Origin of the sequence: Kribbella sp. C-35, assembly GCF_046549195.1 — a bacterium.
Classification (GTDB): domain Bacteria; phylum Actinomycetota; class Actinomycetes; order Propionibacteriales; family Kribbellaceae; genus Kribbella.
The window spans coordinates 352426-377173 of record NZ_JAJPWG010000004.1 but is presented as its reverse complement, the minus strand read 5'-3'; the positions used below and the strand labels follow the sequence as shown (position 1 = coordinate 377173).

The 24748-nt window shown below is 68.7% G+C and carries 16 protein-coding genes; 8 read left to right on the top strand and 8 right to left on the bottom strand.

Annotation, left to right across the window (positions count from 1 at the left end; genetic code table 11):
* Positions 1-60: 60 nt before the first annotated feature.
* Both fahA and ACLJOO_RS27640 read right to left on the bottom strand, forming a co-directional pair.
* Complete coding sequence (gene fahA, locus ACLJOO_RS27645) at positions 61-1260, bottom strand: fumarylacetoacetase (RefSeq protein ID WP_410790314.1); 1200 nt, start codon at positions 1258-1260, stop codon at positions 61-63.
* On the bottom strand, positions 1257-2111 hold the full coding sequence (locus ACLJOO_RS27640; protein WP_410790313.1) for a hypothetical protein: 855 nt from the start codon (positions 2109-2111) through the stop codon (positions 1257-1259). The genes fahA and ACLJOO_RS27640 overlap by 4 nt, the downstream gene beginning before the upstream one ends.
* A gap of 73 nt (positions 2112-2184) precedes the next feature.
* On the opposite strand from ACLJOO_RS27640, the gene ACLJOO_RS27635 reads away from it, so the two are divergent.
* The 3 genes from ACLJOO_RS27635 (at position 2185) to ACLJOO_RS27625 (ending at position 4745) form a co-directional block, all read left to right on the top strand.
* The gene (locus ACLJOO_RS27635; protein WP_410790312.1) at positions 2185-3378 is read left to right on the top strand and encodes a homogentisate 1,2-dioxygenase; all 1194 of its coding nucleotides are present in this window, start codon (positions 2185-2187) and stop codon (positions 3376-3378) included.
* A gap of 95 nt (positions 3379-3473) precedes the next feature.
* Positions 3474-4100 carry a hypothetical protein gene (locus ACLJOO_RS27630; protein WP_410790311.1) on the top strand — a complete coding sequence of 209 codons (627 nt, stop codon included), beginning with the start codon at positions 3474-3476 and terminating at the stop codon, positions 4098-4100.
* Between the two features lie 39 nt (positions 4101-4139).
* Complete coding sequence (locus ACLJOO_RS27625) at positions 4140-4745, top strand: hypothetical protein (RefSeq protein ID WP_410790310.1); 606 nt, start codon at positions 4140-4142, stop codon at positions 4743-4745.
* Here the strand turns inward: ACLJOO_RS27625 and ACLJOO_RS27620 are convergent.
* Positions 4742-5527, bottom strand: a complete 786-nt coding sequence (locus tag ACLJOO_RS27620; RefSeq protein ID WP_410790309.1) for a polysaccharide deacetylase family protein — start codon at positions 5525-5527, stop codon at positions 4742-4744. The two genes, ACLJOO_RS27625 and ACLJOO_RS27620, sit on opposite strands and share 4 nt — an antisense overlap.
* A 115-nt stretch (positions 5528-5642) precedes the next feature.
* Between ACLJOO_RS27620 and ACLJOO_RS27615 the strand changes: the two genes are divergently transcribed.
* A complete protein-coding gene (locus ACLJOO_RS27615) occupies positions 5643-7484 on the top strand; it encodes a bifunctional metallophosphatase/5'-nucleotidase (protein WP_410790308.1) in 1842 nt (613 codons plus the stop codon).
* Between the two features lie 4 nt (positions 7485-7488).
* Here ACLJOO_RS27615 and ACLJOO_RS27610 read toward each other — a convergent pair whose 3' ends face one another.
* Positions 7489-8460 (bottom strand): hypothetical protein, encoded by a 972-nt coding sequence (locus tag ACLJOO_RS27610; protein WP_410790307.1) that lies wholly within the window; start codon positions 8458-8460, stop codon positions 7489-7491.
* Positions 8461-8556: 96 nt separating this feature from the next.
* Here ACLJOO_RS27610 and ACLJOO_RS27605 point away from each other — a divergent pair, with 96 nt between their 5' ends.
* From ACLJOO_RS27605 to ACLJOO_RS27590, 4 genes are all read left to right on the top strand, one after another.
* Positions 8557-9246, top strand: a complete 690-nt coding sequence (locus ACLJOO_RS27605) for a FadR/GntR family transcriptional regulator (RefSeq protein WP_410790306.1) — start codon at positions 8557-8559, stop codon at positions 9244-9246.
* Positions 9243-9986, top strand: a complete 744-nt coding sequence (locus tag ACLJOO_RS27600) for a creatininase family protein (protein WP_410790305.1) — start codon at positions 9243-9245, stop codon at positions 9984-9986. Before ACLJOO_RS27605 ends, ACLJOO_RS27600 begins: the two co-directional genes overlap by 4 nt.
* Positions 9987-10076: 90 nt before the next feature.
* Positions 10077-11033, top strand: a complete 957-nt coding sequence (locus ACLJOO_RS27595; RefSeq protein ID WP_410790304.1) for an alpha/beta hydrolase family esterase — start codon at positions 10077-10079, stop codon at positions 11031-11033.
* Positions 11030-12562, top strand: a complete 1533-nt coding sequence (locus ACLJOO_RS27590; protein WP_410790303.1) for an AbgT family transporter — start codon at positions 11030-11032, stop codon at positions 12560-12562. Before ACLJOO_RS27595 ends, ACLJOO_RS27590 begins: the two co-directional genes overlap by 4 nt.
* A 258-nt stretch (positions 12563-12820) precedes the next feature.
* On the opposite strand, the gene ACLJOO_RS27585 is transcribed toward ACLJOO_RS27590, so the two are convergent.
* The 4 genes from ACLJOO_RS27585 to ACLJOO_RS27570 all read right to left on the bottom strand — a co-directional run bounded on the left by ACLJOO_RS27585 (position 12821) and on the right by ACLJOO_RS27570 (position 24731).
* Positions 12821-13399: a nicotinamidase gene (locus ACLJOO_RS27585; protein ID WP_410790302.1), complete on the bottom strand. Its 579-nt coding sequence runs from the start codon at positions 13397-13399 to the stop codon at positions 12821-12823.
* Positions 13400-13465: 66 nt separating this feature from the next.
* Positions 13466-14242 (bottom strand): SDR family NAD(P)-dependent oxidoreductase, encoded by a 777-nt coding sequence (locus ACLJOO_RS27580; RefSeq protein ID WP_410790301.1) that lies wholly within the window; start codon positions 14240-14242, stop codon positions 13466-13468.
* An 86-nt stretch (positions 14243-14328) separates the two neighbouring features.
* Positions 14329-17967, bottom strand: a complete 3639-nt coding sequence (locus ACLJOO_RS27575; RefSeq protein ID WP_410790300.1) for a hypothetical protein — start codon at positions 17965-17967, stop codon at positions 14329-14331.
* Entirely contained in the window at positions 17967-24731 is a 6765-nt protein-coding gene (locus tag ACLJOO_RS27570; RefSeq protein WP_410790299.1) for a DUF6603 domain-containing protein, read from the bottom strand. Before ACLJOO_RS27570 ends, ACLJOO_RS27575 begins: the two co-directional genes overlap by 1 nt.
* Positions 24732-24748 lie beyond the last annotated feature (17 nt).

Sequence of the window (24748 nt, the reverse complement as noted above, 5' to 3'; positions counted from 1 at the left end):
CGCCAAAAGTTCGCACGTAACAGCTAAGAGGTCAAGAGAAACGAACAGTTATGAACAAGATCAGCCAGGGATGATGCGCCCGGTGACCTCGCCCAGGCCGATCGGCGATCCGTTTGCGCCGGACGCCCAGGCCGCGATCGTGACCTCGTCGCCATCCTCGAGGAACGTGTGTTCTTTGCCGTCGACGAGCAGGGGCTCGCGGCCGCCCCAGCTCAGTTCTATGAAGGAGCCGCGTTGGTTCTTGGCCGGGCCGCTGACGGTGCCGGACGCGTAGAGGTCGCCGGTGCGGACGCTGGCGCCGTTGACGGTCATGTGGGCGAGCATCTGCGCGGGCGACCAGTAGAGGTCGCGGTACGGCGGGGAGCTCACGAGGTGACCGTTCAACCTGACCTCGAACGTGATGTCGTAGTTCGTCAGGTTCTGTCCGGCCAGATAGGGAAGGACGGGCGGATCCTGCGCCGGGAGCGGAACGGCAGCGGCCGCGAGCGCGTCGAGCGAGACGACCCAGGGGGAGATCGACGTGGCGAACGACTTGCCGAGGAACGGGCCGAGCGGCACGTACTCCCAGGCCTGCAGGTCGCGCGCGGACCAGTCGTTGACGACCACCACGCCGTACACATGCTCCTCGAAATCCTCAACAGGAACAGGCTTTCCGAGCGTTGACGGCGTACCGACGACGTAGCCGAGCTCGACCTCGATGTCGAGCCGCTGGGACGGGCCGAAGGTCGGGACTGTCGCGTCCGGGGCCTTGCGCTGGCCGGAGGGGCGGACAATGTCGGTGCCGCTGGCAACGATCGTGCCGGCCCGGCCGTGATAGCCGACCGGCAGGTGCTTCCAGTTCGGCAGCAGCGGCTCGGAGTCCGGGCGGAACAGTCGGCCGAGGTTCGACGCGTGCTGCTCGGAGGCGTAGAAGTCGACGTAGTCGCCGACCTCGAACGGCAGCTGCATCGTCACCGCGGACTGGGGGATCAGGTGCGGCTCGACGGTGTCCCGGTCGTTCTCGTTGCGGACCAGGTCGAGCAGCCAGTTCCGGGTCGCGCGCCAGGCCGGCCGGCCGACTGCGAGGAACGCGTTGAGCGTCGGCTCGGCGAACAGTTGCGCGCCGTCCAGCATCTGCGCGGACGCGACCGGCGCGAGGTCGATGATCTGGTCGCCGATCGCCGCACCCACCCGCGGCTCCTCGTCGCCGTGCCGGAACACCCCGAGCGGCAGGTTCTCCGGCCCGAACGGCGAACTGTCCGGGATGTCGATCCAGCTCATTCACCCTCCATCAGGTTCAAAGCGATCAGGTCCGTGCGCGGCTCGTCGATGCTGCAGGAGCCGAACGACGTGAACCACCGGCGCGTGCTCGCCGCCTGATCGTCGGACAACTCGCGCGCCCGCGCCGCCAGCACCTCACCCTCTCGCTGGTCCAGTAGTTCGACCAGTTCGTCGTGGGTGGCTCCGTCGAGCGACGCCCGGGTCGCGAGCAGGACGTTCAGGAACCCGTGGTGCTCGAAGCCGGTGTCTTCAGCGGTATGCCGGACCGCGTTGTGCAGCCCGGCCGTGCATTTGAAGGGCACCTCGCGGTCGAGGCAGGCGGTGATGAAGGAGGCCACCTGAGAGGCGGACGGGAACAGCGTGGCGTCGAGGCCGCCGGTGCGGAGCTTCGCGGCGTACCCGGCGTCGGCGACCACGTCGAGCGCGCGTTCCCACGCTCCATCCAGGCCGAGTTCGACGTACGCCGTCTCCTCGTCGAGGCAGTCGTCGCACACGCGAACCACACGCAACGCGTTCCTCGACAGGTCGTCCTCGTCCCGCAACCGAACCTCGACCGCGGTCACCTCAATATCCTTCGACCGATCCCCCCACCGAACCACCGGCTCGATCCCGCCGGCACCCCCGGAGATCACCACGGACACACGGAGCGGTGCCGTGCCGGTGCGGGCGGCTTCGGCGGCGACCTTCATCAGGTCGTCGTCGGTGCACACGAACGTGCCGACCAGGTCGGCGTACGGCGACCGGCGGTGGACGTGGTGGGCCGCGACCGCTTCGGCCAGCGGCAGGTTGCCCGGCGGGAACATGGCGGCGTCGTCGACCAGGTGCCGGAACAGGGCAGGGACGGTTGACATGACCCAGAGCCTAACGGATGCTTTCGTTAAGCGGACGCAGACGTTCGGATAACGTACACCGTGGAGTGGAGAGATGGCGTTCTACCGGCAGGTCGGGGAAGTTCCACCGAAGCGGCACACGCAGTTCCGGAAACCGGACGGCGGGCTGTACTACGAGGAGCTGATGGGGGAGGAGGGGTTCTCGTCGGACTCGTCGCTGCTGTACCACGCCGGCGTACCGTCCGCGATCGTGGATTCCCAGGTGTGGGACCTGCCGGATCTCGCCACCGTCCCGAACCACCCGCTCACCCCGCGGCACCTGAAGCTGCACGATCTCTTCACCGACACGTCCAAGAGCAACGCCGTGGAGGACCGGCGGCTCGTCCTCGGCAACGGTGACGTCCGGATCTCGTACGTCGTGGCCGAGCAGCCGTCGCCGTACTACCGGAACGCGATCGGCGACGAGTGCGTGTACGTCGAGAAGGGTTCGGCGACCGTGGAGACCGTGTTCGGCGTACTGAACGCGGTCCAGGGCGACTACGTGATCATCCCGCGCGCGACCACGCACCGTTGGCTGCCCGGGCCGGAGGGCGTGCACGCGTACGCGATCGAGGCCAACTCGCACATCGCGCCGCCGAAGCGCTACCTGTCCCGGTACGGGCAGTTCCTCGAGCACTCGCCGTACTGCGAACGCGACCTGCACCCCACCACCGAGCCGCTCGTGGTCGAGGCGACCGATGTCGAGGTGCTGGTGAAGCACCGTGGGAACGGCGCCGGCGGGATCGTCGGGTCCCGGATGACGTACGCAACGCACCCGTTCGACGTGGTCGGGTGGGACGGCTGCCTGTACCCGTACACGTTCAACGTGAGCGACTTCGAGCCGATCACCGGGCGGGTGCACCAGCCGCCGCCCGTGCACCAGGTGTTCGAGGGGTACAACTTCGTGGTCTGCAACTTCGTGCCGCGGAAGGTCGACTATCACCCGCTGTCGGTGCCGGTGCCGTACTACCACTCGAACGTCGACTCCGACGAGGTGATGTTCTACTGCGGCGGCGACTACGAGGCGCGGAAGGGCTCCGGGATCGGGCTCGGGTCGATCTCGCTGCACCCCGGCGGATACGCGCACGGTCCGCAGCCGTCGGCGATCGAGGCCTCGCTGGGCGCCGAGCGCTTCGAGGAACTGGCCGTCATGGTCGACACCTTCCGTCCGCTCGAACTCGGCGAGGGCGGCCAGGCCGTTGACGACGGCATCTACGCCTGGAGCTGGGCGGGTCGCCGCAAGTCGTAGCGGTCTGTGGGATTCTGTCCCCTGTGAGTGAGGACGGGGACACAGCTTCACAGGTTTCAGAGACCAATACGCTAGAGGTCGAGCCGGAGGTGCAGGTGCCGCCATCGGATCCGGGACAGCCGTTCGTGGTCGGGATCGACCGGGACGCCGTGCTGCGCCGGCGTGAGGTGGTGCGGACCGTCGAGCGGCGCGGTGCCTGGGTGACGCTGGCCCTCGGCGCGATCGGGATCGTCGCCGCGATCTACGCGCTGGTCGCCTTCCGCGGCTCCGGGATGTGGCCGTTCGCGCTGTTGTTGATCGTGGCAATGATCCCGCTGGTGCTCAGCACGGTCCTGGTGTATCGCCTGCAGGCCGAGCGGGTGGAGTGGTACGACGCCAACGAGCTGCCGCCCGTCGCGATGCGGATCTCCGCCAAGGGCCTCGAGTTGGCGTGTGACGGCGCGGCGTTTCCCGTCGTACTGCCGTGGGCGACCGTCCGCGGCTTCACGCAGCACAAGCTGCTCGGCCAGTACATGCTCGACCTCGCCTTGGTCCGCGGCGTCGGCGCGACGACGGCGGGTGTCCGCGGCCTCGACCAGCCGTCCGTCCGCAGCGTCGTCAAGCCGAACCCGCTGCTGCGCCCCACCGGCATGTTCCTGGTCAAGGCCCTCGACCAGCCGGTGCACGTCATCGACGAGGCCATCAAGCACTTCTCCGGCGGCGCCGCGAGCGTACTGCGCTGACCCCCGACCGCTGACCTGCCGATCTGCGAAGCTCAGGTCATGGACGAGAGCTTCGTGGTCGGCCTGAGGCGCGACGAGGTGCTGCGCCGGCGCGCCACCGTCCGGCGGGTCCGGCTCATCGGCGGCGCGATCGTGGTGTTCCTGACCCTGATCGGCCTCACGCTGGCGGTGGCGCTGACGAACCTACTCGGCGACGCCTGGTACATCGGCGTACTGATGATCGTGGCGCTGCTGCTCCCGTTGACGAGCGTCATCCGCTCGTTCAAACAGGGCGCTGCCCAGAAGCGCTGGTACGCCGCCACGGACCTCCCGCCGTACGCGATGCGGATGACCCCAGCCGCGCTCGAACTCGGCATCGAGGGCGCGCCGGCGCCCGTAGTCCTGCCGTGGCCGGCGGTGGTGGGGTTCCGGCACGAGCGCCGACTCGGCCAGCCCGTTCTCCTGGCCCTCCTGCAGCCGGGCGTGACGCCAACGAGCCCCGGCGTCAGCGGTCTCGACCAGCCCGCGGCGCAGGCCACGCTGCAACCCGGCAAGTGGGTCAAGACCGCCGGCTTGTACGGCGTACCGTCACTCGACCAGCCGGTTGAAGCCATCGACCACGCACTCCGCCACTTCTCCAACGGCACCGCCGCGGTCGCGCGCTAGCAGGGTAGCGAGCGGTACGTGTAGCCGAGCTTGGTGAGTTTGGTCAGGGCTCGGTCGAGGGCCGCGACGGTCTGGGAGCGGTTGCCGCCGCCGTCGTGCACCAGGATGATCGCGCCGGGACGGGCCCCGGCCATGATCGCGTGCTCGATGCTGGCGGCGCCGGGCTTCTCCCAGTCCTTCGTGTCGACGTCCCAGAGCACCTGCCGCTGGTGGTACGACGCGGCGATCGCCTGGATCTTCGCGTTCGTGGCACCGGTCGGCGGGCGCAGGCACTTCGACTTCACGCCCATCGCGATCTCCTGACGCACCTTCGCGTCCGGCAGCAGGGTCAGCGTCTTGTGGTCCCAGGTGTGGTTGCCGATGGTGTGCCCGGCGGCCCGCTCGGCGGCGATCAGTTCCGGGTACTGCGCGACCTGGATCCCGAGTACGAAGAACGTCGCGTGCGCCTTGTGCTTACGCAGGAGCTGCAGGACCTTCGGGGTCCACTCGTGCTGGGGTCCGTCGTCGAAGGTCAGGTAGAGCACCTTCCCGTGCGCAGCCAGGTTCCAGTCGTCGGCCGGGGGCTTGGCCACCGGGGGCTTGGCAGTCTGCGGGGGTCGTTTGGTCGACGACGGTTCGCCCTGCTTGGACAGGACCGGCTGGAGCCCCTGGTTGGACGTCGGGGTGACGGGCGCGGCGGCGGACGTGACGGAGTGGTCGGACGGTGTGGCGGCTTGGGCGAGGACGGCACCGCAGAGGAGGGCGGCGACCAACGGCAGAAGTTTGCCGGGCGGCTTGGTCATGAGGGGCATCTTCTCGCGTGCGCGGGGCCATGCGTTCGCGGGGGTGGGGGTGTGTCGCCCGTATCGTGTGCTTTCGGGCCGGAGATCCCGGCGTACAGACCTGTGAGGCGGGCCGATGACGGACAGCGGTGAGCGGACCACGATGACACGACGCACGGTGATCGGCGGTGCGGCGGCGCTGGCCGCGGCCGGGTTCCAGGCGGTTCCGGGGTACGCCGGTAGCGGGCCGGGCAAGACCGTCCGGCTGACCGTGATGGGCACCACCGACCTGCACGGCAACGTCTTCAACTGGGACTACTTCAAGAACGCCGAGTACGACGACAGCGCGCACAACGACATCGGCCTCGCCAAGATCTCGACGCTGGTCAGCGCGGTTCGGGACCGGATCGCCGCGGACCGGCGCGCGCCGCGACCGCTGCTGCTGGACGCCGGCGACACCATCCAGGGCACGCCGCTGTCGTACTACTTCGCCAAGATCGAGCCCATCACCGGCGGTCACATCCACCCGATGGCGGCCGCCATGAACCGGATCGGGTACGACGCCGCCGCGCTCGGCAACCACGAGTTCAACTACGGCCTCGACATCCTCCGCAAGTTCCAGCGGCAGCTGCGGTTCCCGCTGCTCGGCGCGAACGCCCAGGACTGGACCACGGGCCTGCCGGTGTTCCCGCCGTACACGCTGAAGCGGGTGCACGTGCCGGGCGAGAAGCCGATCACCGTCGGCATCCTCGGCCTGACCAACCCGGGCATCGCGATCTGGGACAAGGCGAACGTCGAGAACAAGCTGAAGTTCGGCGGCATCGTCGAACTCGCGAAGATCTGGGCGCCCCGGGTCCGCAAGGCGGGCGCCGATGTCGTGATCGCCTCCGTGCACTCGGGGATGGACCTGTCCTCGTCGTACGGCGACGCGCTGCCGTACCCGGAGAACGCGTCGGTGCTGATGGCCGAGACCGTCCCCGGGATCGACGCTGTCCTGGTTGGCCACGCCCACCTCGAGATCCCCGAGCGTCTCGTCACGAACAAGACCAGCGGCGAGCAGGTGGTGCTCAGCGAGCCGCTGAAGTGGGGCATGCGGCTGTCGCTGTTCGACCTCGACCTGCAGAAGGTCCACGGGCAGTGGAAGGTCGTCGGCCGGCACAGCCAGGTGCTGAACGCGAACACCGTCGACGCCGACCCGGACGTCGTGGCGTTGCTACAGAAGGACCACGACAAGGTCGTCGAGTACGTGAACTCGAAGATCGGTACCTGCACCGAGGCGATGTCCGCGGCGACCGCGCCGTGGGAGGACACCGCCGCGCTGGACTTCGTGAACTTCATCCAGGCCGACGCGGTCTCGAAGGCTCTCGTCGGTACGCCGCAAGCGTCGCTGCCGGTGCTCGCGATCGCGGCGCCGTTCAACCGGGCGGCCGCAATCCCGGCCGGGGACGTCTCGATCCGTGACGTCGCCGGGCTCTACGTCTTCGACAACACGCTGCTCGCTGTGACGATGAGCGGTACTCAGATCAAGGAGTACCTGGAGTTCTCCGCGCAGTACTTCAAGCAGGTCACCGGCACCGGGCCGTTCCCGTCCTCTGACGTCACCAACGCCCCGACCCCGACCGCGCCGAACGGTACGCCGGACTACAACTACGACATCCTCGGCGGCCTGTCGAAGACCCTGACCTACAAGATCGACATCGCCAAGGCGGTTGGCGCGCGGATCACCGACCTCGCGTACGACGGCACGCCGGTCGCGGCCGACCAGCAGTTCGTTGTCGCGGTCAACAACTACCGCCAGTCCGGCGGCGGCAACTTCCCGCACGTCAAGACCGCCCCGGTCGTCTACAACCGCCAGGTCGAGATCCGCCAACTGATGATCGACTACGTCACCGCCACCGGCGAAGTCAACCCGAACACCTTCCACACCGGCGACTGGTCCCTGGTCTCCAACGGCTCCCCGATCACCATCACCCCCTGACCTGTTACGCCAGCCACTCGCAGAAGCCGCAGCCGACCGAGTCGGCGGCGAGCGGAAAGGCGGAGCGCGGCCGCAGAGATCTCGCGATCCGTTCGGCGCGGGCGTCGTGCTGTCGTTGGACGTCCGTGTCGCCGTAGGTTCCGGATCGAACGTAGGCCCACTGGCGGTCCTCGGCGTGGACGAAGTACCGGGTCTTGCCGTCGGCGCCGTGTGCTTGCCAGAGGTTCGGGGCGAGTTCCGTGCAGCCGGTCACTGTCACCGGGCCTTCGACACGGTCGGTGAAGCCGGTGCACGGCGCCTGGTCCGGGGTGGCGCTGCGAACGGTGACGGTGACCTCGGCGATCCGCTGACCGTTCGACGGCGGCTCCATGACGTCGTACTCGAATCCTGAGTCCCACGAGCGCACGGTGTAGGGCCAGGTGCCGTCCAGGTCGGTCTGCAGCGGCCGGGCGATGACAGCCTCGATCCGCCGCTGTTCCGACCACACCTTGGAGAGCTTGAAACCGGCCGGGAGGGCGCCGAGGAGTACGACGCCTGCCGCGATCAGAACCGCTGCCGTCGACGGCCGCGACCACTGCCGGCGCCCGCCGTCGGCCGGCTGGTGGCAGCGCTGGAGAACCGCGCTGACGGAGAACGCGACAGCGGCCAGGAAGAGGAGTGGCTGGCCCCACCCGAGAAGCGATGCCCATGCGGCGGCGAGCAGAGCCAGTACACCGATCGCGGCGCCGGCGCCGAAGATCGCGCCGACGTGCAGACGGATCGCGAACACCAGGATCGCGAGCGCCATCGCGATCCCGCCGCCGAGAGCGCCGTACCCGATGCCGCCGACCATGGCCAGGCAGTCCTCGTCGGGCAGGCAGTCGGCGGACTGGACGCTCGTCACGATCGCCCCGACGACGAGGCCCACGCCGAGACCGATGCCCAGGGCCCGGAACACGATGACGACGATCGATCCGGCCCAGGTGCGCTCGTTCATGCCAGCAAAGTACGTGCACGGACGGTCACCGCGACTGAGCAGAACTACTCGTTCGAGGCCTTGACCCGGGGAATGGCTAAGTGATTTAGTCAGTTTGTGAGTTACTCAGCTGCCGAAGTGCCGCCCAGCCTGTCCGACCGGTTGACCGAGTCGATCCTCGGGATCATCCGGGACGGCGGATTGCGGCCCGGGGACGCGATCCCGTCGGCGCGGGAGCTGGCGAAGCGGTTCGCGATCACCACGCCGACGGTGCGGGAGGCGCTGCGGAAGCTCGAGGCGACCGGGGCGGTCGAGTTCCGGCACGGTTCGGGGACGTACGTCGGTCCGACGATCAACAACGTCGTACTGGCGAATCCGCACCGGCCGCCGATCACGAAGGAGTCGGTGTTGCAGCTGATCAGTGCGCGCCTGGTGATCGAGCCGGCCGTCGCGGCGCAGTCCGCACTCGCACGGCAACCCGAGAACTTGGAGCGCCTGGAGGCCGCGGTCACCAACGCGCTCGTCCCGCCGGGAGGTCCGGCGTTCGCGCTGAACTTCCACGTCGAGCTCGCGGCAGCGTCCGGGAACCCTTTATTACAAGAGGTTCTGTCGTCCTTGCTGAAGGTGCGCGTCCGTGAGCAACAGCAGATCCGCGCGCTGTACGACAACCGCGGACGCGATCACGAGGAGCACCAGGCGATCGTCGAAGCCGTCCGCGCGCAGGACTCCGTACAGGCCGAGCGGCTGACCCGAGAACACCTCGACAACATCCGCAAGGCCGTCGAGTCCGCCCCGGAGTTCTCATGAAACTCGCCGAACTTACGACCGATGAGGCTCTCGAAGCGGTCCGTACGGCGCCGCTCGTGATCATCCCGGTCGGCGCCCAGGAACAGCACGGCGGGGGGATGGCGATGTCCACCGACACCGTCCGCGCCGTCGGCGTCGCCGAGCGGGTCGCGGAACGCCTGGCCGGCCGCGCGGTGATCGCCCCGGCCGTCCCGTACGGCGTCTCACCGCACCACATGGCGTTCGCCGGGACGATGACGTTGTCACCGGCAACGTTCATGCACGTTCTCCGGGATCTGGTGGCCAGCCTGCACGACCACGGCTGGCGGCAGTTCCTGGTGATCACCGGGCATGGAGGGAACAACGCCGCCCTGTCCGTGCTGGCGCAGGAGTACGTCCGCAGCGAGCTGACGTTCGCGTGGACCCCGGTCACGTCCGTCGTTTCGGACCTGATCACAGGAGTCAGCGAGGTGCACGGTCACGCCGGCGAGGCGGAGACCGCGCAGATGCTCTACCTGGCACCGGACTTGGTCCAGGCCGACCGCCTGGAGCCCGGCGCCACAACGCTCGACGACCTGACCACCACGGCCCGGCTCTCAAGGCAGTCGCGCGGACCGCGGCTGTCCGTCGGGTTCGACGCGTACCACAAGCGTGGCGTGCTGGGTGATCCCCGCCGCGCCACAGCCGAGGACGGCCGGCTCCTCGTGGAGACCGCCGCCGACCGGATCGCCGCCTTCGCCGACGAGTTGCTCTCGGCCTGACGCACGACCCCCGAACACTGGACCTTCGCTCAGGGAGGTCCAGGCGCGAGCCTGCCCGCCTGCAGGCCGCACGCCCCGAGGAGGCCCCTGATGAACCTCGCACGCCCGAAAACCCTCCGCCCGCGCGGCGCACCTAGCCAGCGAGCTGCCCGGCGCGTCGGCGCGGTGCTGGCGTCGGCGGCTCTGGTGACCGCCGCCACCACGTTGCCCACGGCAACCGCAGCCGCCGCGCCCAGCTCCGGATGCGGCAAGCCAGCCGCTCCGAGCGGCGACTATACCGTCAGCAGCGGCGGCCTCACGCGGACCTATCGCCTGCACGTGCCGGACAACTACCAGAGCTCCAAGGCCAAGCGGCTCATCCTCGTCTACCACGGCCGCGGCAAGACCGGCGCCCAGACCGAGGCGTTCTCCGACCTGTCGAAACTCGACGCGATCGTTGCCTACCCCAACGGTGTGATCGGCGACGAGAACAAGCAGGCCTGGCAGGGTGCGCCGTACTCCGCCAAGGGCGTCGACGACGTGCAGTTCACCGAGGACCTGCTCGACCAGTTGGAGGCGTCGTACTGCGTCGACACGAACGCCGTCTACGCCACCGGCAAGTCCAACGGCGCCGGCTTCACCGGGATCCTCGCATGCCGCCTCGCCGACCGGATCGCGGCGATCGCCCCGGTCTCCGGCGCGTTCTACATCGAGGGCACGCACTGCGCGCCGAGCCGCCCGGTCCCGGTGCTCGACATCCACGGCACGGGCGACACCACGATCCCGTACGGCGGTGACGGTCAGCGCGACCTGCCCGACGTACAGACCTGGGTCCGGGACTGGACGGTCCACGACCACTGCGACCCGGACCCGAAGACGAGCCGGATCGGTGACGACGTACTGAAGTTCACCTACAAGGGCTGCAAGGCCGACGTCGTGCACGTCGCGGTCACCGACGGCGGGCACAGCTGGCCAGGATCGGATGCGACGTCCGGCCCGGGCTACGCAACGCAGACGTTCGAAGCGCATGAGCTGATCGGCGCGTTCTTCAAGGCGCACACGTTATGAGTACGGCGACCGACACGAGGGAGCTGCCGCGCCTGGTCAGGGCGATGGCGGTCATCGAGCGGATCGGGAACGCGCTGCCGCACCCGTTCTGGCTGTTCTGGATCCTGTCGGCGATCCTGGCCGTGGTGAGCGCGATCCTGTCCGCGCTGGACGTCTCCGTGCTCTCGCCGAAGGACGGCAAGGAGGTCGCCGTCCAGAACCTGCTGTCCGGCGACGGCCTGCAGATGGCGGTGTCGACGGCGATCTCGAACTTCGCCGAGTTCCCGCCGATGGCCACGATCGTGGTCGTGATCATGGGCGTCGCGCTGGCCGAGCGGACCGGGTTCCTGCAGGTACTGATGCGGGTCAGCGTGTCCCGGGTGCCTACGTCGATGGTGGTGTTCGCAGTCGCGTTCGCCGGCACGATGGCGCATGTCGCGTCGGCCGCGGCGTACATCATCCTGGTGCCACTCGGCGGCCTCGCGTTCCGCGCTGTCGGCCGGTCGCCGATCCTCGGCATCGTGGTCGCGTACACCGCGATCGCCTCCGGGTACGACGCCAGCCCGATCCCGACCCCGAACGACGCCATCTTCGCCGGCATCACCACCGCGGCCGCCCGCACCGTGAACCCGGACGCGCACGTCTCGGTGCTGTCGAACTGGTTCTTCAACATCGCGTCGTCGATCCTGCTGGCGCTGGTGATCACACTCGTCACCCGGCTGGTGCTGAGCAAGCGAACCGACCTCGACGCCGACCCGGACGCGCCCGGCGACGACGCGGATCAGCTGTCCGTATCAGTTGCCGAGCGCAAGGGTCTGCGCCGGGCCGGCATCGTGTTCCTGGTCGCGGCCTTGGCGATCGTCGCCATCCTGCTGCCGCACGGCTCCCCGCTGCGCGGCAAGGACGGCAGCATCGTCGACTCACCGTTCCTGGACGGCATCGCGATGGTGGTCGCCGTACTCTTCGGCCTGGTCGGCGTCACGTACGGCGTGACCGTGAAGGCGATCGAGCGCGCGGCCGACGTACCGAAACTGATGGCCGAAGGCATCAAACAGATGGCGCCGGTGCTGGTGCTGTTCTTCGCGATCGCGCAGTTCCTCGCGTACTTCGACTGGAGCAACATCGGCGACCTACTGTCCGCGGAGTCGGCCCGGATACTCGGTGACCTCGGGGCGCCAAAGGTCGTGATCTTCCTCGGCATCCTCGCGCTGCTCACGATCATCAACGTCCTGGTAACAAGCGGCTCCGCAATGTGGTCCCTGACCGCCCCGATCCTGGTCCCGATGATGCTCCTCCTGAGCGTCCCAGCCGAGACCACGCAAGCCCTCTTCCGGATCGCCGACTCGGGCTCGACTGCCATCACCCCCATGAGCCCGTACTTCGTAATGGCCCTCGGCTTCCTACAGCGCTACCGCAAAAACGCCGGCGTCGGCACCCTAGCGTCGTACACAGTCCCCCTAGCAGTCTCAATGACCATCGCCTGGACCCTCCTATTCCTCGCCTGGTGGGCCCTCGGAATCCCCCTCGGCCCAGGGGCACCGGTGAGGTAAGAGGACTGGATGGGTGGGATGGGATGAAGTCAGCCCATGCGATGCTACGCACGGCTCCTCCGTCGCCGCGCTACGCGCCGCCCCACCCACCCCCGGCTGCCGTCGGCAAGCTGCGGCTAGCGCCGCGGCAACCGCACCGCCGTCTCGCCCACTTTGTGCACCCACCGACCATTTTCCGGCGCCTGAAATGGTCGGTGGGTGCACAAAGTGGTGGCGGTAGAGAGGCAGTCGCCGCGGAGCGGTGTCCTTTGTACTTCCTCAGGTGACCGTGATGCCGGCGGTGCGGAGGTCGGTTAGGGCTTGGGTGGTGGTGGGTTCGGATACGCCTGCGGTGAGGGGGGTTAGGACTGTGGTGGTGAAGCCTTCTTGGTGGGCGTCTAGGGCGGTTGCGCGGACGCAGTAGTCGGTGGCTATGCCGCAGACGTCTACGTCGGTGACGCCCTTGCTGCGGAGCCAGTCGGCGAGGGTGTGGCCGCCTTCGTGGGACTTGCCTTCGAAGCCGGAGTAGGCGGCTGCGTACTCGCCCTTGTCGAAGATCGCGTCGAACGGCTGGGGGTCCAGGTTCGGGTGGAAGCTGACGCCGTCGGTGCCGGCGACGCAGTGGCGTGGCCAGGAGTTCACGAAGTCGGGTTCCTTGGAGAAGTGGTCACCCGGGTCGATGTGGTGGTCCCGGGTGGCCACGACGTACGCGTACTGCCGGTTCTCAGGCTCGGTCTCGTGCCATTTGTGCAGCAGTTCGCCGATCCGGAACGCGACGTCCGCGCCACCGGCGACGGCCAGGCTCCCGCCCTCGCAGAAGTCGTTCTGCACATCAACCACGATCAGTGCCCGGGCCATCGCGACGCTCCTTCTCCGGAGTACTCCTGAGCCCACCGTACAAGCGCCGCCGCCGTCAATGCTGCATTAAGAAGCCATCAGATTGCCACCGGTGATGCGCAGCAGCTGGCCTTGGACGGCCTTGGTTCGGGGGGAGGTGAGGAACAGGATCGCGTCGGCGAGCTCCGAGACGTCGGGCAGATGCCGCGCAGTGAATCCGGCCGTGATCTTGTCCAGGGCCGCGCGCGGGATGATCCGGTGCTCGCCGTTCTCCAGCGTGATGCCGGGGAGGACGACGTTCACGAGTACGCCGTCCGCGCCGAGATCGTGCTGCAGGCTCGCGGCCAGGCCGTGCAGGCCGGCCTTCGCGGCGCCGTACGCCCAGGCTCCGCCGGCCATGCCACGCTCCGCGAGGTCCGTCGAGACCAGCACCAGCCGCCCGTGCGCGGATCGCCGGAGCGCCGGCGCCACCTGCTGCGCGAGGTGCATGTTCCCCTCGAGGTTCGCGCGCACGATAGCGGTCCACCACTCCGGCGCGGCGTCCTCGATCTTGTCGGTCCGCCCGTCGTGTCCTCCCCAGTCGACCGCGTTCGCGACCACCGCGTCGAGCCCGCCCCAGTGCTCCACGGTCGACGCGACGGCAGCCGCGATCGTCTCCGGTGCGCTGAGGTCCAGCGGTACGACGTACGCCGTACCGCCTGCCGCCTCGATCTCCTCGGCGACCGCCTCGGCCGCGTCCTTGCGGGAGTTGTAGGTGATCGCGACCCGGCCGCCTTCCCGCCCGTACGCGATCGCGGTCGCCCGCCCGATGCCCGACGACCCACCCGTCACCAGCACCGCGGCATCCTTCAAACCCAGGTCCATGACCCGTCCTCCTGCAGATATTGTTAGTCGGCTAATCACAAAACTTAGCCGACTAACAAAACAGATGCAAGCGTGTCGAGAGCCACTCAGACCTCGGCGACTACCTGGGCCTGGGCGCCGTTGGGGGCGCGCAGGACGAAGGTGACGACCATCGGTGGTGTCAGCCGGACGAGGATCTGGTACTCGTGCGGCGGGTCGTCGGTCACCCGGACGGCTTGGATGGGGTCGGCGCTCGGGAAGGGGCCCGGGCGGGTCGGGATGTCGTCGAGCGCGAAGCGAGCCCGGACCGGTGGTGGCAGCGGACCGATCGGGAACGGACGGCGGGTCTGCTGGGCTTGAACCCCCAGAACGTAAGGGGGTTGAGCTGCGACATCGGCATCCGAGCCGAGCCGTGCCACCACACCGCGGCCGACGATCGTGAAGATGTCGATCAGATCGAGACTGGGCGGTTCGGCAACGAACGCCGGCACGGTGACTTGCTGTTCGGCGAGCCGGCCGAGCGGATCGACCAGCCGGACGAAGACGTCGACCGGCTGGCCGCTGTCGGGCCGGGTGAGCCATACGCCGAGTGGCGTTCGGCCGGCCGCTCGCGGTCCGCGGACGACGGCCGTGCCTGGGGCGGCGTTCGCCGGCGCCGGTCCGGAGACCGGCCCTTCCGCTACCTCCTGAAGTGGGAGCGGATCGACGTTGACCACCCCAGCCGCGCCCTGTACCTCGACCGAGATGCGGTGGCTACCCAGAGGAACCTCTCGGGGAGGTGCCGAGGTTGACGTCGTCACCAGGATCAGTTCGCCCGTGCCTGTCGGCGTAGCGACGAGCGGAGCCAGGTCCGGCGCCGTTCCTGGAAGGACTGTCACGACCACTGGTTCGCAGGCAGTCGACGGCAGACCACGCACAGCCGCAACCGGCACAGCATCAACCGGTACTGCGACCGCCCGCACGAACCAGTCGTCCCACGACGGACCGAACGCACCTGTCCAGTTGGCCGTGTAGGTCAACTCGCCAGTGACCGGGTCGGGTGGCTGCCCTGCGCCGGGCGGAACAGCCGGTACGACGGCGAACGCTGGCCCCATCGACTCGAAGGATCGCGCGGCGACCTCGGATCGCGTCCGGAACAGCCGGAACTCGCGGACCGGCACGCGGCTCGCCGAGGTCATGGTCAGGGCGACGCTGCCCGCGACTCCGATGACCGAACTGACGACAGGCGCCGCGGGACGACGCAGTCGCGGTGCCGCGACGGCCTGCAGGCTTGCGTGAGCGGGCGCGCCGCCGGGCCAGGCCGACTCGATGCCTGACGTGGACAGCGTGGTCACGGTGAACAGGTGGATGTCCGTCGATCCCTTGGGCAGGGTGACGTCCGCTTTGCGAGCCGACCCGGGCAGCACCTTCAGCCGCCGGAAGATCGACCGGCGGCGGTCAGCCGGGAGAGCGTCGTACGAGTCCCAGAGTTGTTGCAGCCGTACACCGGACGGCGTGCCTTCGGCCGCTCGGGCCGGTAGCCCGACGGATTGACGGAGGGCTGTCTCGGCGATCTCCCAGACGATGATTCCCTTGTCTGCTTGGAGTTGCGCGCCGGCGGGCACAGACCACTGCACCCTCGCGTGCGAGCAGCCTTGCGCGTCGGGTGCGCTTCCCATCGGGACACCGGGCGGCAGCGGCGGCGGAATCGGCGCGACCGGTACTGGCGTCGCCGCACTTGTCAGCGCAGGACTTGCCGCAGCCGGCGTCAGGCCGGACGTGACCCCGATCAGCAGGTGGGACCGCGTCCACAAAGCCGCACCCCAGCGCGCGGTCACGCCGAAGTCCAGGACGGGCACAGAGATCCGCAGCTTGTACCGACGGCCTTCTTCGCCCTGCGCAGGCCCAGCCGGTACGACGTTCTCACCGGCCGAGTCCAGATGCTCAACCTGTACTCCGGCGCCGCCCTGCAACTCGTGACCCGCAAAGCTCAGCGCCACATCCCGCCGAAAACAACCAGCGGGTGCGGCACCGAACGGCGTGACACCCGCCGGTGGAGGACTGGTCGACGACGCCATCGGGAACAGCACGACGCGCAGGTCGACCGCGACCGGCGTACGGTCTTCCCAGCTCACCGCGAGCTCGACCTCGAGTGTCGCGGGGCACGAGGTCGAACCGGTGAAGGTGGAGGTGAGCGCCATCGCGATGATGCGCGGCCGGGGCGGAGCAGGTTCGTCGCCGGCATACAGCGCGTCCTCCCACTTCGACCAGACGCCGAAGACATCCTGAACCGCGACCGGATAGCCCGGACTGCGCCCACCGCTCCCGAGCGGGATCTCGGCGGCGGCGTCGACGATGCTCGTCCGGCGGAACTCCGGCTGATCCTCTGGACCGTCAGGCACCGGAAGCAGCGGCCGGAAGTCGCCCGCGGGCCGCAGTGGCAGCAAGCACTCGGCGATCGTGTCGGCAGGCGACTCGAAGCGAGCCAGCGATCCGCCCGTTCCTTGCCCGAGCGCGGCCGTGCTCGGCGGCCGGAACCATGAGATGCGCACTGTCTCGCGCCACGGTCGATCCGGTACTTCGGGCGCCACCAGCCCATCGCGGCCAGCCGCGACATCGATCGGCGTCGCGGTGTTCACGTGCTGCGGGAAGGACGGCAGGTACGCCGCCATCGTGGTGGAACCCATCCCGTTGGGCGTGTCCGAGTACTCGGCGGTGACCATCAGGTCGTCACCACCCACCCCCGGCTGGTCGTGCTGACGTTCCTCCAGGTAGCTGGTTCCGAAGCCGAGTCCCAGAGCCAGGAACGGGTCCGCACTCGCAGGCAGGGTCAGCAGTGAGAGCACAGGCAGCTCGGCGGTCGCGGTCAAGGAAGACCCACTCGGACCGTCGACCGGTCCGGTGTCGAGCACGTTCTGCTGCTCGTACGGCGGAAGGGCCGGGCGATAGATCCGCTCGATCCGGGGCAGGGTCTCGTTGCGGATCTCCTTGAGCAGCATGCCGTAGTCCGGTGGCGCCCAGAGCGGCGCAGTACGGCTGGTTGCGGTGACTGGATACCAGCCGACCGGGGGACCGCCGCGCTTGAGTCGCTGCAGGGCTGCCTCGACCGGGTCCACCGGGTTGTCGAAGAAACCCTGCGGTCCGGCGTCGTACGACGTACCGGGCCAGGGGGAGTCCACCGGAAGGCCTACTCGTTCGAGCGGCGTCCACTCGTCGTCGTCGAGCACCTGCTGGAGTAGCTCGATCCGGAGGTCCGGGCTGTGTCCGTTGACCAGTAGCGCTCTCGTGCCACCCGGGCATCGGACGACGAGCCGCACCCGAGCACCGCCGACACTGGTGACGGCGGCGGCTCCGACGGTGGCCTCGAGGCCCAGAGCACCGCGGGTGACCAGGAGCCCGACAGGCCGAGCCGGGTCGATCGGGTCGCACTCGACTTCGACGTACGAGGCGACTCTGCTCCAGTTCAGCCCTAGGCCGCCCTTGACCGGGAGTTGGGTGAAGTCGGCGCGCTCGGGCCTGTCCCGTCGCGACCGCTGCCACACGACAAACGGCTCGGACGGAACGCCGAGTTCCTTGGCGCAGATCCAGCGCAACTGGATCTCGGTGGGCCGCTTCTCCCGGATCGTCTTCAGGTGCTCCAGCAGCCGGTCGTCGATCACGACGTGGTGCTGACGAACCTGCTGCAGGTGCTGCTCGGCAATGACGGGCCACGGGACCTTGGCCGCTTCGGCGCGGAACCAGTAGGGCCAGGCGATTCGACGAGCCATCAGTCCTCCACCTCCCAAGGCGCCCGGTGCAGGGCGATGCGCAAGGCCTCGGCCCGCTGTTCCGGAGTACCGGCGAGTGCGTCACCGGCGAGTACAAGATCCAGGCGCAGCTCGGAGCCGCGGGAGCCTGGGGCGAGCAGGACGACGGCTCGGGTGCCGCCTGGTCCTTTCACGAGTTTGGTGATGCCGGCTCTTGGTAGATCGCCGGCCGCGACCGCTGCGGTGCTCGGCTCGAGCGAGAGCCAGTCACCCTCGACTGCGGCCCACCACTTGTGACCCGGCCCGGCTGATGGGTCGGGTGGCCCCTCGACGACGGTAGGCATCGGCCGTGAGCGCCACATCGCCTCACTGCATTCCACGACGACCGCGACCGGCTGCGGTACCGCGTCACCGGACCAGAGCACTTCGGCCGCGGGATAGCGAGGTACTTGCGGGACGGCGAGCCCGGCGGACTGGTAGACCGTGTCCAGTACGTCGCCGGCCGGGGTCAGAGGTAGTGCGGACAGCGCGGTCGGAGTCGGCACATGTCGATCCGCGCGGGTTCCGAGCCGGATGAGCTTCGCCAGGTCGCCGACCGTGTCGAAGCGAGAGGTGGTGAAGCCAACCCGGTAGATGCGCCTGCCGTGGGCGTTGTCAGGTGCCCCCTTCGGTACGGCTTCGATGTCGACCAGGTAGTCGGTGAGCGGCTGCAGGTCGTAGGGCAGCGTCAGGATCGTGCCGTGGGTGCTGCTGCCACTGCTGTCGGTGCACGGCAGCTCGTCGAGCAGTTCGGTCACCGCCTGCTGCCATGGGTTCATGACCTGGCCCAGGTCTGGTGTCAGAGCGCCCATCACCCCGCCCTGGCCGGTCAGTTGATAGGGCAGGGTGAGTGAGAGACCGCCACCTGGTGGTTCGGGATGGAAGCCGGACGAGGCTTGCACGTGGACGCGCAGTTCCTCGCCGTACGCGTCGAAGAGGGCGGTCACGTTCTGGGTGGCGAGCGCGATCCGGATCGGCTCGGCGCAGAAGATGCCGGTCTCGTTCATCGCCGGCGCGGTGGCCAGCAACCATGGCCCGAGATCACGAGGTACCTCGTCCGGCCCGTCCGCCGCGAACTGGAAGTCCCGGGTCTCCTCGCCGCCCCAGTTCTCCGCCTCGGTGGGCGACGGCTTGTTCGCACCCGCCACGGACTGGGCGCGGTACTTCACCCTGACCGTGTACGACTGCGACGGCACCAGCAAGGCGACGTCGGTCGGGTCCTGGGTCAGGGTGGATTCGAGTAGATCGCGGTCGGTGGTGATGACCTGGGTGTCGTAGTCGAAACGCCACCGCTCGGCGGTGGTGATCCCGGCCGCGGCGATCAGCCAGTACGGCGTACCGGCGAGGAATCTCTCGCGGCGATCGGCGCCGAGCTCCACCACGGCAACGCTGCCCGGTACGTCGACGACAACGCGGCAGAGCAGCAGGTCGCGTTCTTCGGCGACGACCCGAGCCGCGATCCGCCCGGCGCGTTCGATCGGGTCGGCCCAGGGGCCGGCCGGGTCCGTCCACTCGCCTGGCAGCGGGTTGGTGGAGGTCACCATGCTGTCCGGGGTGACCGGCTGCTGCGCGACGACCGAACCGTCACTCTTGCGGCAAGTGATGATCAGGCCCTCGTTGAGCATCCGCTCGGACACCAGCAGGAGGAGTTCGAGTGCTTCGAGACCGCCGTCCACCGAGAGCCGCAGGGTGTTGCCGAAGTCCGACGGCTTGAATCCGGTCTCCTCCCAGATCTTCTTGACCAGCTCGCGTTCCTCCTCGGTCCCGTACGGCGCCGGGTCGGGTTCGTCGCCCGACGGTGAACGCAGGATCCGGCCCTGGCATCCCAGTGGCTGGTCGGAAAGCCCTTTGTCCCAAGCCGTTTCGGCCCATGCCGCACCGAGGTCGGCCAGCGAAGTACCGGTGGCGAGCAGATCCACGACCTCCTGCAGACCCTCGCCGTTCATCGGCAGCGCGGCGTTGCTGAAGGTCAGCGGGTTGCCGCTCTGCCAGACCTGGATCGAGTCGACGTGATCGATGTGGCCGGTCGGACACGGCACCGAGTCGCCGACGACGACCGCAGGATCCGTTCCCTGCAAGAGATCGGCGAGCGGATGGTGGGTCCGCCAGGTCTCGGTGACGTCGAGCTTGGCGTCGACCGGCGTACTGCGGAAGTCGCCCGGCTGGTCCGGCCAGGGGACGCCGGTCAGGCGCCAGCCGGCCGGACTCGGTCCGGTCGGCTTGTTGTCGAAGGTCCACACGACCGGCGCCGGGCGGGCGGGGTCGCTGCAGATGTGTCCCCATTGTTCCTTGACCGTGGTGGTGAGGCTTTCGCCGTACGGGACGGCTCGTGGTGCGGGCGTCGGCAACCAGCTCAACAACGCGAGGGCAGGGCCGAGTTGGGACTGGCCGGGCGCGTTGCGTGCCCACCAAGTCGCGGGTGTCTTGCCTGCGGGCGGATCCGGCTGCAGGTCGCCGATCAACTCGACGCCGGTGAGCTGGAAACGCCACCAGTTGTCGCCTCGGCGCACCCATGGGTCGGCTCCCGCGCCGGACGTGCCGCGCGCTTCACCACCGAGCACGACGTTGCCGGGCAGAACACTCGGCGGGGTCTTGAACAGGACGACCGGAACCGCATCCAACGGAACGGTCGGTATCGGGTCGCCGGACTGAGCTGCTGCGTCACCCAGCGCGCCGTCGACGGCCCGGTCGGTCGCGCTGCCCTCGACGAGGGCGGGGGAGCGGCTGACCAGTTTCACCCCGCCGATCAGCTCCGGAGGATCGGCCGGGTCCGGTGGGCCGCCGCCGATCTCGAGCTTGATGCAGCCCTCGACGCTGAAGAAGAAGAAGTCGACCTTGCCGCAGACCCGGCCGGTGATGCTGGTCGTGTCGGTGCTGCCGCGGCGGCCGACCAGCACGGTCAGTTCGGCCCGCGCCGAGATGCCGACGATCCACAGCCGCAGTTCGCCCCGGGCGTAGATCATCCCGCCCAGACCGAAGGGCTCGAACGAGATCAGCGCGTCGAACCCGGCCGCGACCTCGAAGTACAGGCCGACGGACTTGCTGCCCATCAGCACGCACTGCAGGTGGAAGCCGACCGCGATCGCCAGACCGTTGGTGGTGATCGATAGCTTCGGATTGGCGAGCGTGGTGCCGTCGCCGTGGATCATCAGATAGCCGGTGCCGCGGAAGACGTCGAGGATCGAGACCGTCACCGGGTCGGTGTAGGTGCCGAGATCGATGAACCAGTTCTGCGCCTGCGACAGATGGAAGAACGCGGTCACCGGGACGCGGATCTTCAGCAGCTTGAGAATGCTGTACTCCGCGACGATGCCGATCGTGATCGTGCCGCGGCCGAAGTCGAGGTCGAGCACGGCCAGGAAGGTGGCACTGCTCTGCGCCTTCAGGACCGGCGGCATCTTCAGCACGTCGGCCTTCATCACCAGCAACAGCCGCGGCCCGGGCACCTCGACCAGCACGATCCCCTTGAGGTGGATCAGGAAGCCGCCCTCGGCGGTGCCGAGCATCATGCCCGCGGCGATCGCGAAGCTGCCGGGGTTGAGCTCCCACCCCGCCGGATGCATCACGCTGAACCCGCGGGCAGGCGTGAGCTGATTCTCCAGCCACTTCAACGCCGGCGCCTGGACCCCGGTCTGCTCGAGCCTGCGGTAGTTGACCCCGACCCCGCCCAGGAAGCCGAAGATCCCCAGCCCCGAGTTGCCCAACGGCAACGGCACCGGGAACTCGACCTCGGCCCCGACCAGCACTCCGGTCGTGCCGGCCCGGCTCTCCAACGCGAGCGTGGCACTCGCGCGCAGGCCGATCGACGGGAAAGTCAGATCGAAAGCACCCTTGAACCCGAGATCGGTGATCTCCAGGTAGCCGGTGCCGTGAATCGCGCCTGGGATGTCCAGAGTGGCGCCGAGCTTGGTGAGTTGCGGCGCCTCGAAGGCGTCGAGCCGGAGCCGGACCCGAACGGTGTCGACCGTGACGATGCCGAGATCGACTCCGAGGCCGACTTCCACTTCCAGGTAGGTCGGATTGAGTCGGCTCGCGCGAACGCCGAGCACCCGGAGCAACGAATCCAACGGCGGCGCGGCCATCAAGGACCCGGCCGGTACGTCGAGCGTGTAGCCGCGGCTCGGGTCGAACACGGGCAGCGGCACGTATTCGACCGTCCCGTCGCCGTTGTTCTCGGTGTCCCACGTGCTTCTGATTCCGACCGCTTTGTAGCGGGTCACGATCGGCTTCTGCGGATCGACCTTGATGAAGCCGAGATCGAACGAGAACGCGGTCTCGAGATCGAGCAGCACGCTGATCTGGGTGGTGGTCGGGCCGCTGCCGGTGGCCGGGTTCACGAGGCCGTCGGTGACCACGAGCTGCCCGCCGCGCAGGACGACGTACTGGGTCTGGAGCTGGCCGCCGGCACCCAGCCCGACCGCGGCGCTGCCGAGGACGACGAGCGGAACCAGCTCGCCTGCTGTCGGACTCGGCGGCGTGACCGCGGCCAGGAGAGGGGAGAGGGCGGAGACGGCACCGAGGATGTTGAGCGCGGTGTTCGAGCCCGCGGACGCTCGCTCGACCTTGGCGAGGCCGTCGAGATCGCCTTCGACGGCCCGGAACTCGGCACTGGTCTCCCAGGACGAGCGGTCCTCGGCGACCTTGAGCCGGACCAGGAAGGTGCAGATGCCGTCGCTCGGATTGGTCCTGGCCGGGAGTTCCTCGTCCGTGTGCTCGTCCAGGCGCGCTTCGGCCGCGGTACGGACGTCGAACTCGCCGTAGATCTCGGCGCGCACGAAGGTGCCGCGGATCAGTTCGACCCGGACGCCGATCTTGCGGAAGCAGTCGGGGACCAGTTGGCGCGTTGGCTCGGGGTCGACTTCCGTGGTGGTCGCGGCCGCTGGGCGGGTCAGGTCCGCGGTGACGGTTTCGGTGGTTGGTGCCGCCGGCGTTGGTTTTGCTGTCGCCCGCCACCACTGCGGCGAGCCGGGCGGTGGCGTCGTGCTACTTGCCGCGGTCCCCTGACCATGTGGGGTGCCGGGAGTCACGGTGGTGAACTGCAGTTCCGTGGTCAGCAGTTGGATCAACGCATCCCGGCGCCGCCTACTGAGCTCGAGGTTCCGAGTGACGGCGTCCGGGTCGGTGTGGCCCTCGAACGACGCGAAGCCCTCGACGACCAGCGGCGTGGACTTCGGGATCTGTTCCAGCCGGGCCCGCGAGTCCGGGCCGAGGAAGGGCTGCGCGGCGCCCCATTCCTGGCGTGACGTTGCGGGGGAGGTGCGGATGTTGTCCGCGACGGTGGTCCAGTTGGTGCTGGTACCGGTGGGGAACTCGGTCGTCGTCGGGTGGTTGAACAACGTGTAGGCGCTGAACTCGGCCACTGCCGCGGGGGTGACTGTTCTGGTCGCCGTCACCGTCACGGTCGCGCCGGCTGCCACCGGGATCTCGGCGGTGTCGCCGTTGGCGGAGCCGCCGGGCCACGACCAGGCGATGTCGCCGCCGTCGTCCGGATCGAGTCTGACCGTTGCGGTGCTGTCGGTCTGGCTGGTGACGACCACGCGATGGCCGGTGCTGGTGACCGTTCGCGGCACGACTTCGCCACCTGGCGGGGGAGGCGGAGTGACCGGCGCCGCGGTCGCCTTGCGGACGGAGATGTTCCTGATCAGCTCGTGCAGGCCGGCATCGGTGACCTTGATCTCCAGCGCCGTCGTTCCGGCGGCCGGGAGCAGGATCGTCCGGCGGTCGAGGGTGGTGGGATCGCCGCCGTTGACGGTGACGCGATACGTGTACGGCGCGAGTCCGCCGCCGGCCGTGATGTACAGGGTTGCGCTGTCGGGCAGGTCGACCGGATTCGGTATCGGGTCGGTGTCCGGCACCGGATACCACTCACCGGCCGGACCCTGGAACGCGAGCCGGACCGTCGGCGACTGGCCGCGGTTCACCACCTCGGCCTCGAACAGCCCGGTCACCCCCGCGTGCTGACCGATCCCGATCCACAGATCCCGTACTCCGGCGCTGACCGCCAGCCCTTCGAGCCCGGTCGGCGCGACGAAGAGCCTGACCTCGGGCAGATACAACCCCTGCCAATCGGTCGGCTGCGTCCGCGCGTTCGCCGGTACTCCGGACGGGCCGGCTTCACCCGTCAGATCCAGGGTGGCGCTGCGGAAGGCGAACCCGACCACCTCACCCGGACCGATCAACGCATGGGCCGGCTCCATCCGGATGAAGTCGAAGATCTGATCCTGCGGAGGATGACCACTGACAGTACTGCTCAGCAGCTTGACTTCGAGCCCCTGTCCGACAGGCCGCAACAGCCGGACCCGCACCGCGGGCAGGTGGAACCGGACATCCGGGTTGGCCGGATCGGCGCGCAATTGTCCCTGCGCATCGAGCTTCGCACCCCGCAGGAACGGCAACCGCGCGATCGCCTGTGGAGTGTCGACCACGAGCCGCACGGTCCCGTCCGGATCGCCACCCGGCGCGTCCAACCGGAGCGCGAACTCGACCCCGACCCGCGGATCGGGAAACGTGAGCAGCGTGGCGGTGCTGTTCACCGCTCCCGGACTTCGGCTGAACGATCCCGTCGCCGGATCGAGACTGAGCGGCAGATCGCCACCCACGGTTGTCTTCCACACCCGCCAGCTGAACCCGTCGTCCTCGACGCGTTCCTCCTCGGTCGGTGTGTCGACGCTGTCCAGCACCGGCTCGAGCGCATCGAGCCCGCCACCGTTCTTCAAGGACGCAGGCGTGTCATCCCAAAGACTCATCTGTACTTCCCCCCAAG

Bases quoted from the DNA above. Each gene is read 5' to 3' on its own strand.
- ACLJOO_RS27585 (WP_410790302.1), bottom strand. From the start codon at position 13,399: ATGGCCCGGGCACTGATCGTGGTTGATGTGCAGAACGACTTCTGCGAG.
- ACLJOO_RS27615 (WP_410790308.1), top strand. From the start codon at position 5,643: ATGACGGACAGCGGTGAGCGGACCACGATGACACGACGCACGGTGATC.
- ACLJOO_RS27635 (WP_410790312.1), top strand. From the start codon at position 2,185: ATGGCGTTCTACCGGCAGGTCGGGGAAGTTCCACCGAAGCGGCACACG.
- ACLJOO_RS27570 (WP_410790299.1), bottom strand. From the start codon at position 24,731: ATGAGTCTTTGGGATGACACGCCTGCGTCCTTGAAGAACGGTGGCGGG.
- ACLJOO_RS27590 (WP_410790303.1), top strand. From the start codon at position 11,030: ATGAGTACGGCGACCGACACGAGGGAGCTGCCGCGCCTGGTCAGGGCG.
- ACLJOO_RS27575 (WP_410790300.1), bottom strand. From the start codon at position 17,967: ATGGCTCGTCGAATCGCCTGGCCCTACTGGTTCCGCGCCGAAGCGGCC.
- ACLJOO_RS27580 (WP_410790301.1), bottom strand. From the start codon at position 14,242: ATGGACCTGGGTTTGAAGGATGCCGCGGTGCTGGTGACGGGTGGGTCG.
- ACLJOO_RS27610 (WP_410790307.1), bottom strand. From the start codon at position 8,460: ATGAACGAGCGCACCTGGGCCGGATCGATCGTCGTCATCGTGTTCCGG.
- ACLJOO_RS27640 (WP_410790313.1), bottom strand. From the start codon at position 2,111: ATGTCAACCGTCCCTGCCCTGTTCCGGCACCTGGTCGACGACGCCGCC.
- ACLJOO_RS27620 (WP_410790309.1), bottom strand. From the start codon at position 5,527: ATGACCAAGCCGCCCGGCAAACTTCTGCCGTTGGTCGCCGCCCTCCTC.
- ACLJOO_RS27600 (WP_410790305.1), top strand. From the start codon at position 9,243: ATGAAACTCGCCGAACTTACGACCGATGAGGCTCTCGAAGCGGTCCGT.
- ACLJOO_RS27625 (WP_410790310.1), top strand. From the start codon at position 4,140: ATGGACGAGAGCTTCGTGGTCGGCCTGAGGCGCGACGAGGTGCTGCGC.
- ACLJOO_RS27595 (WP_410790304.1), top strand. From the start codon at position 10,077: ATGAACCTCGCACGCCCGAAAACCCTCCGCCCGCGCGGCGCACCTAGC.
- fahA (WP_410790314.1), bottom strand. From the start codon at position 1,260: ATGAGCTGGATCGACATCCCGGACAGTTCGCCGTTCGGGCCGGAGAAC.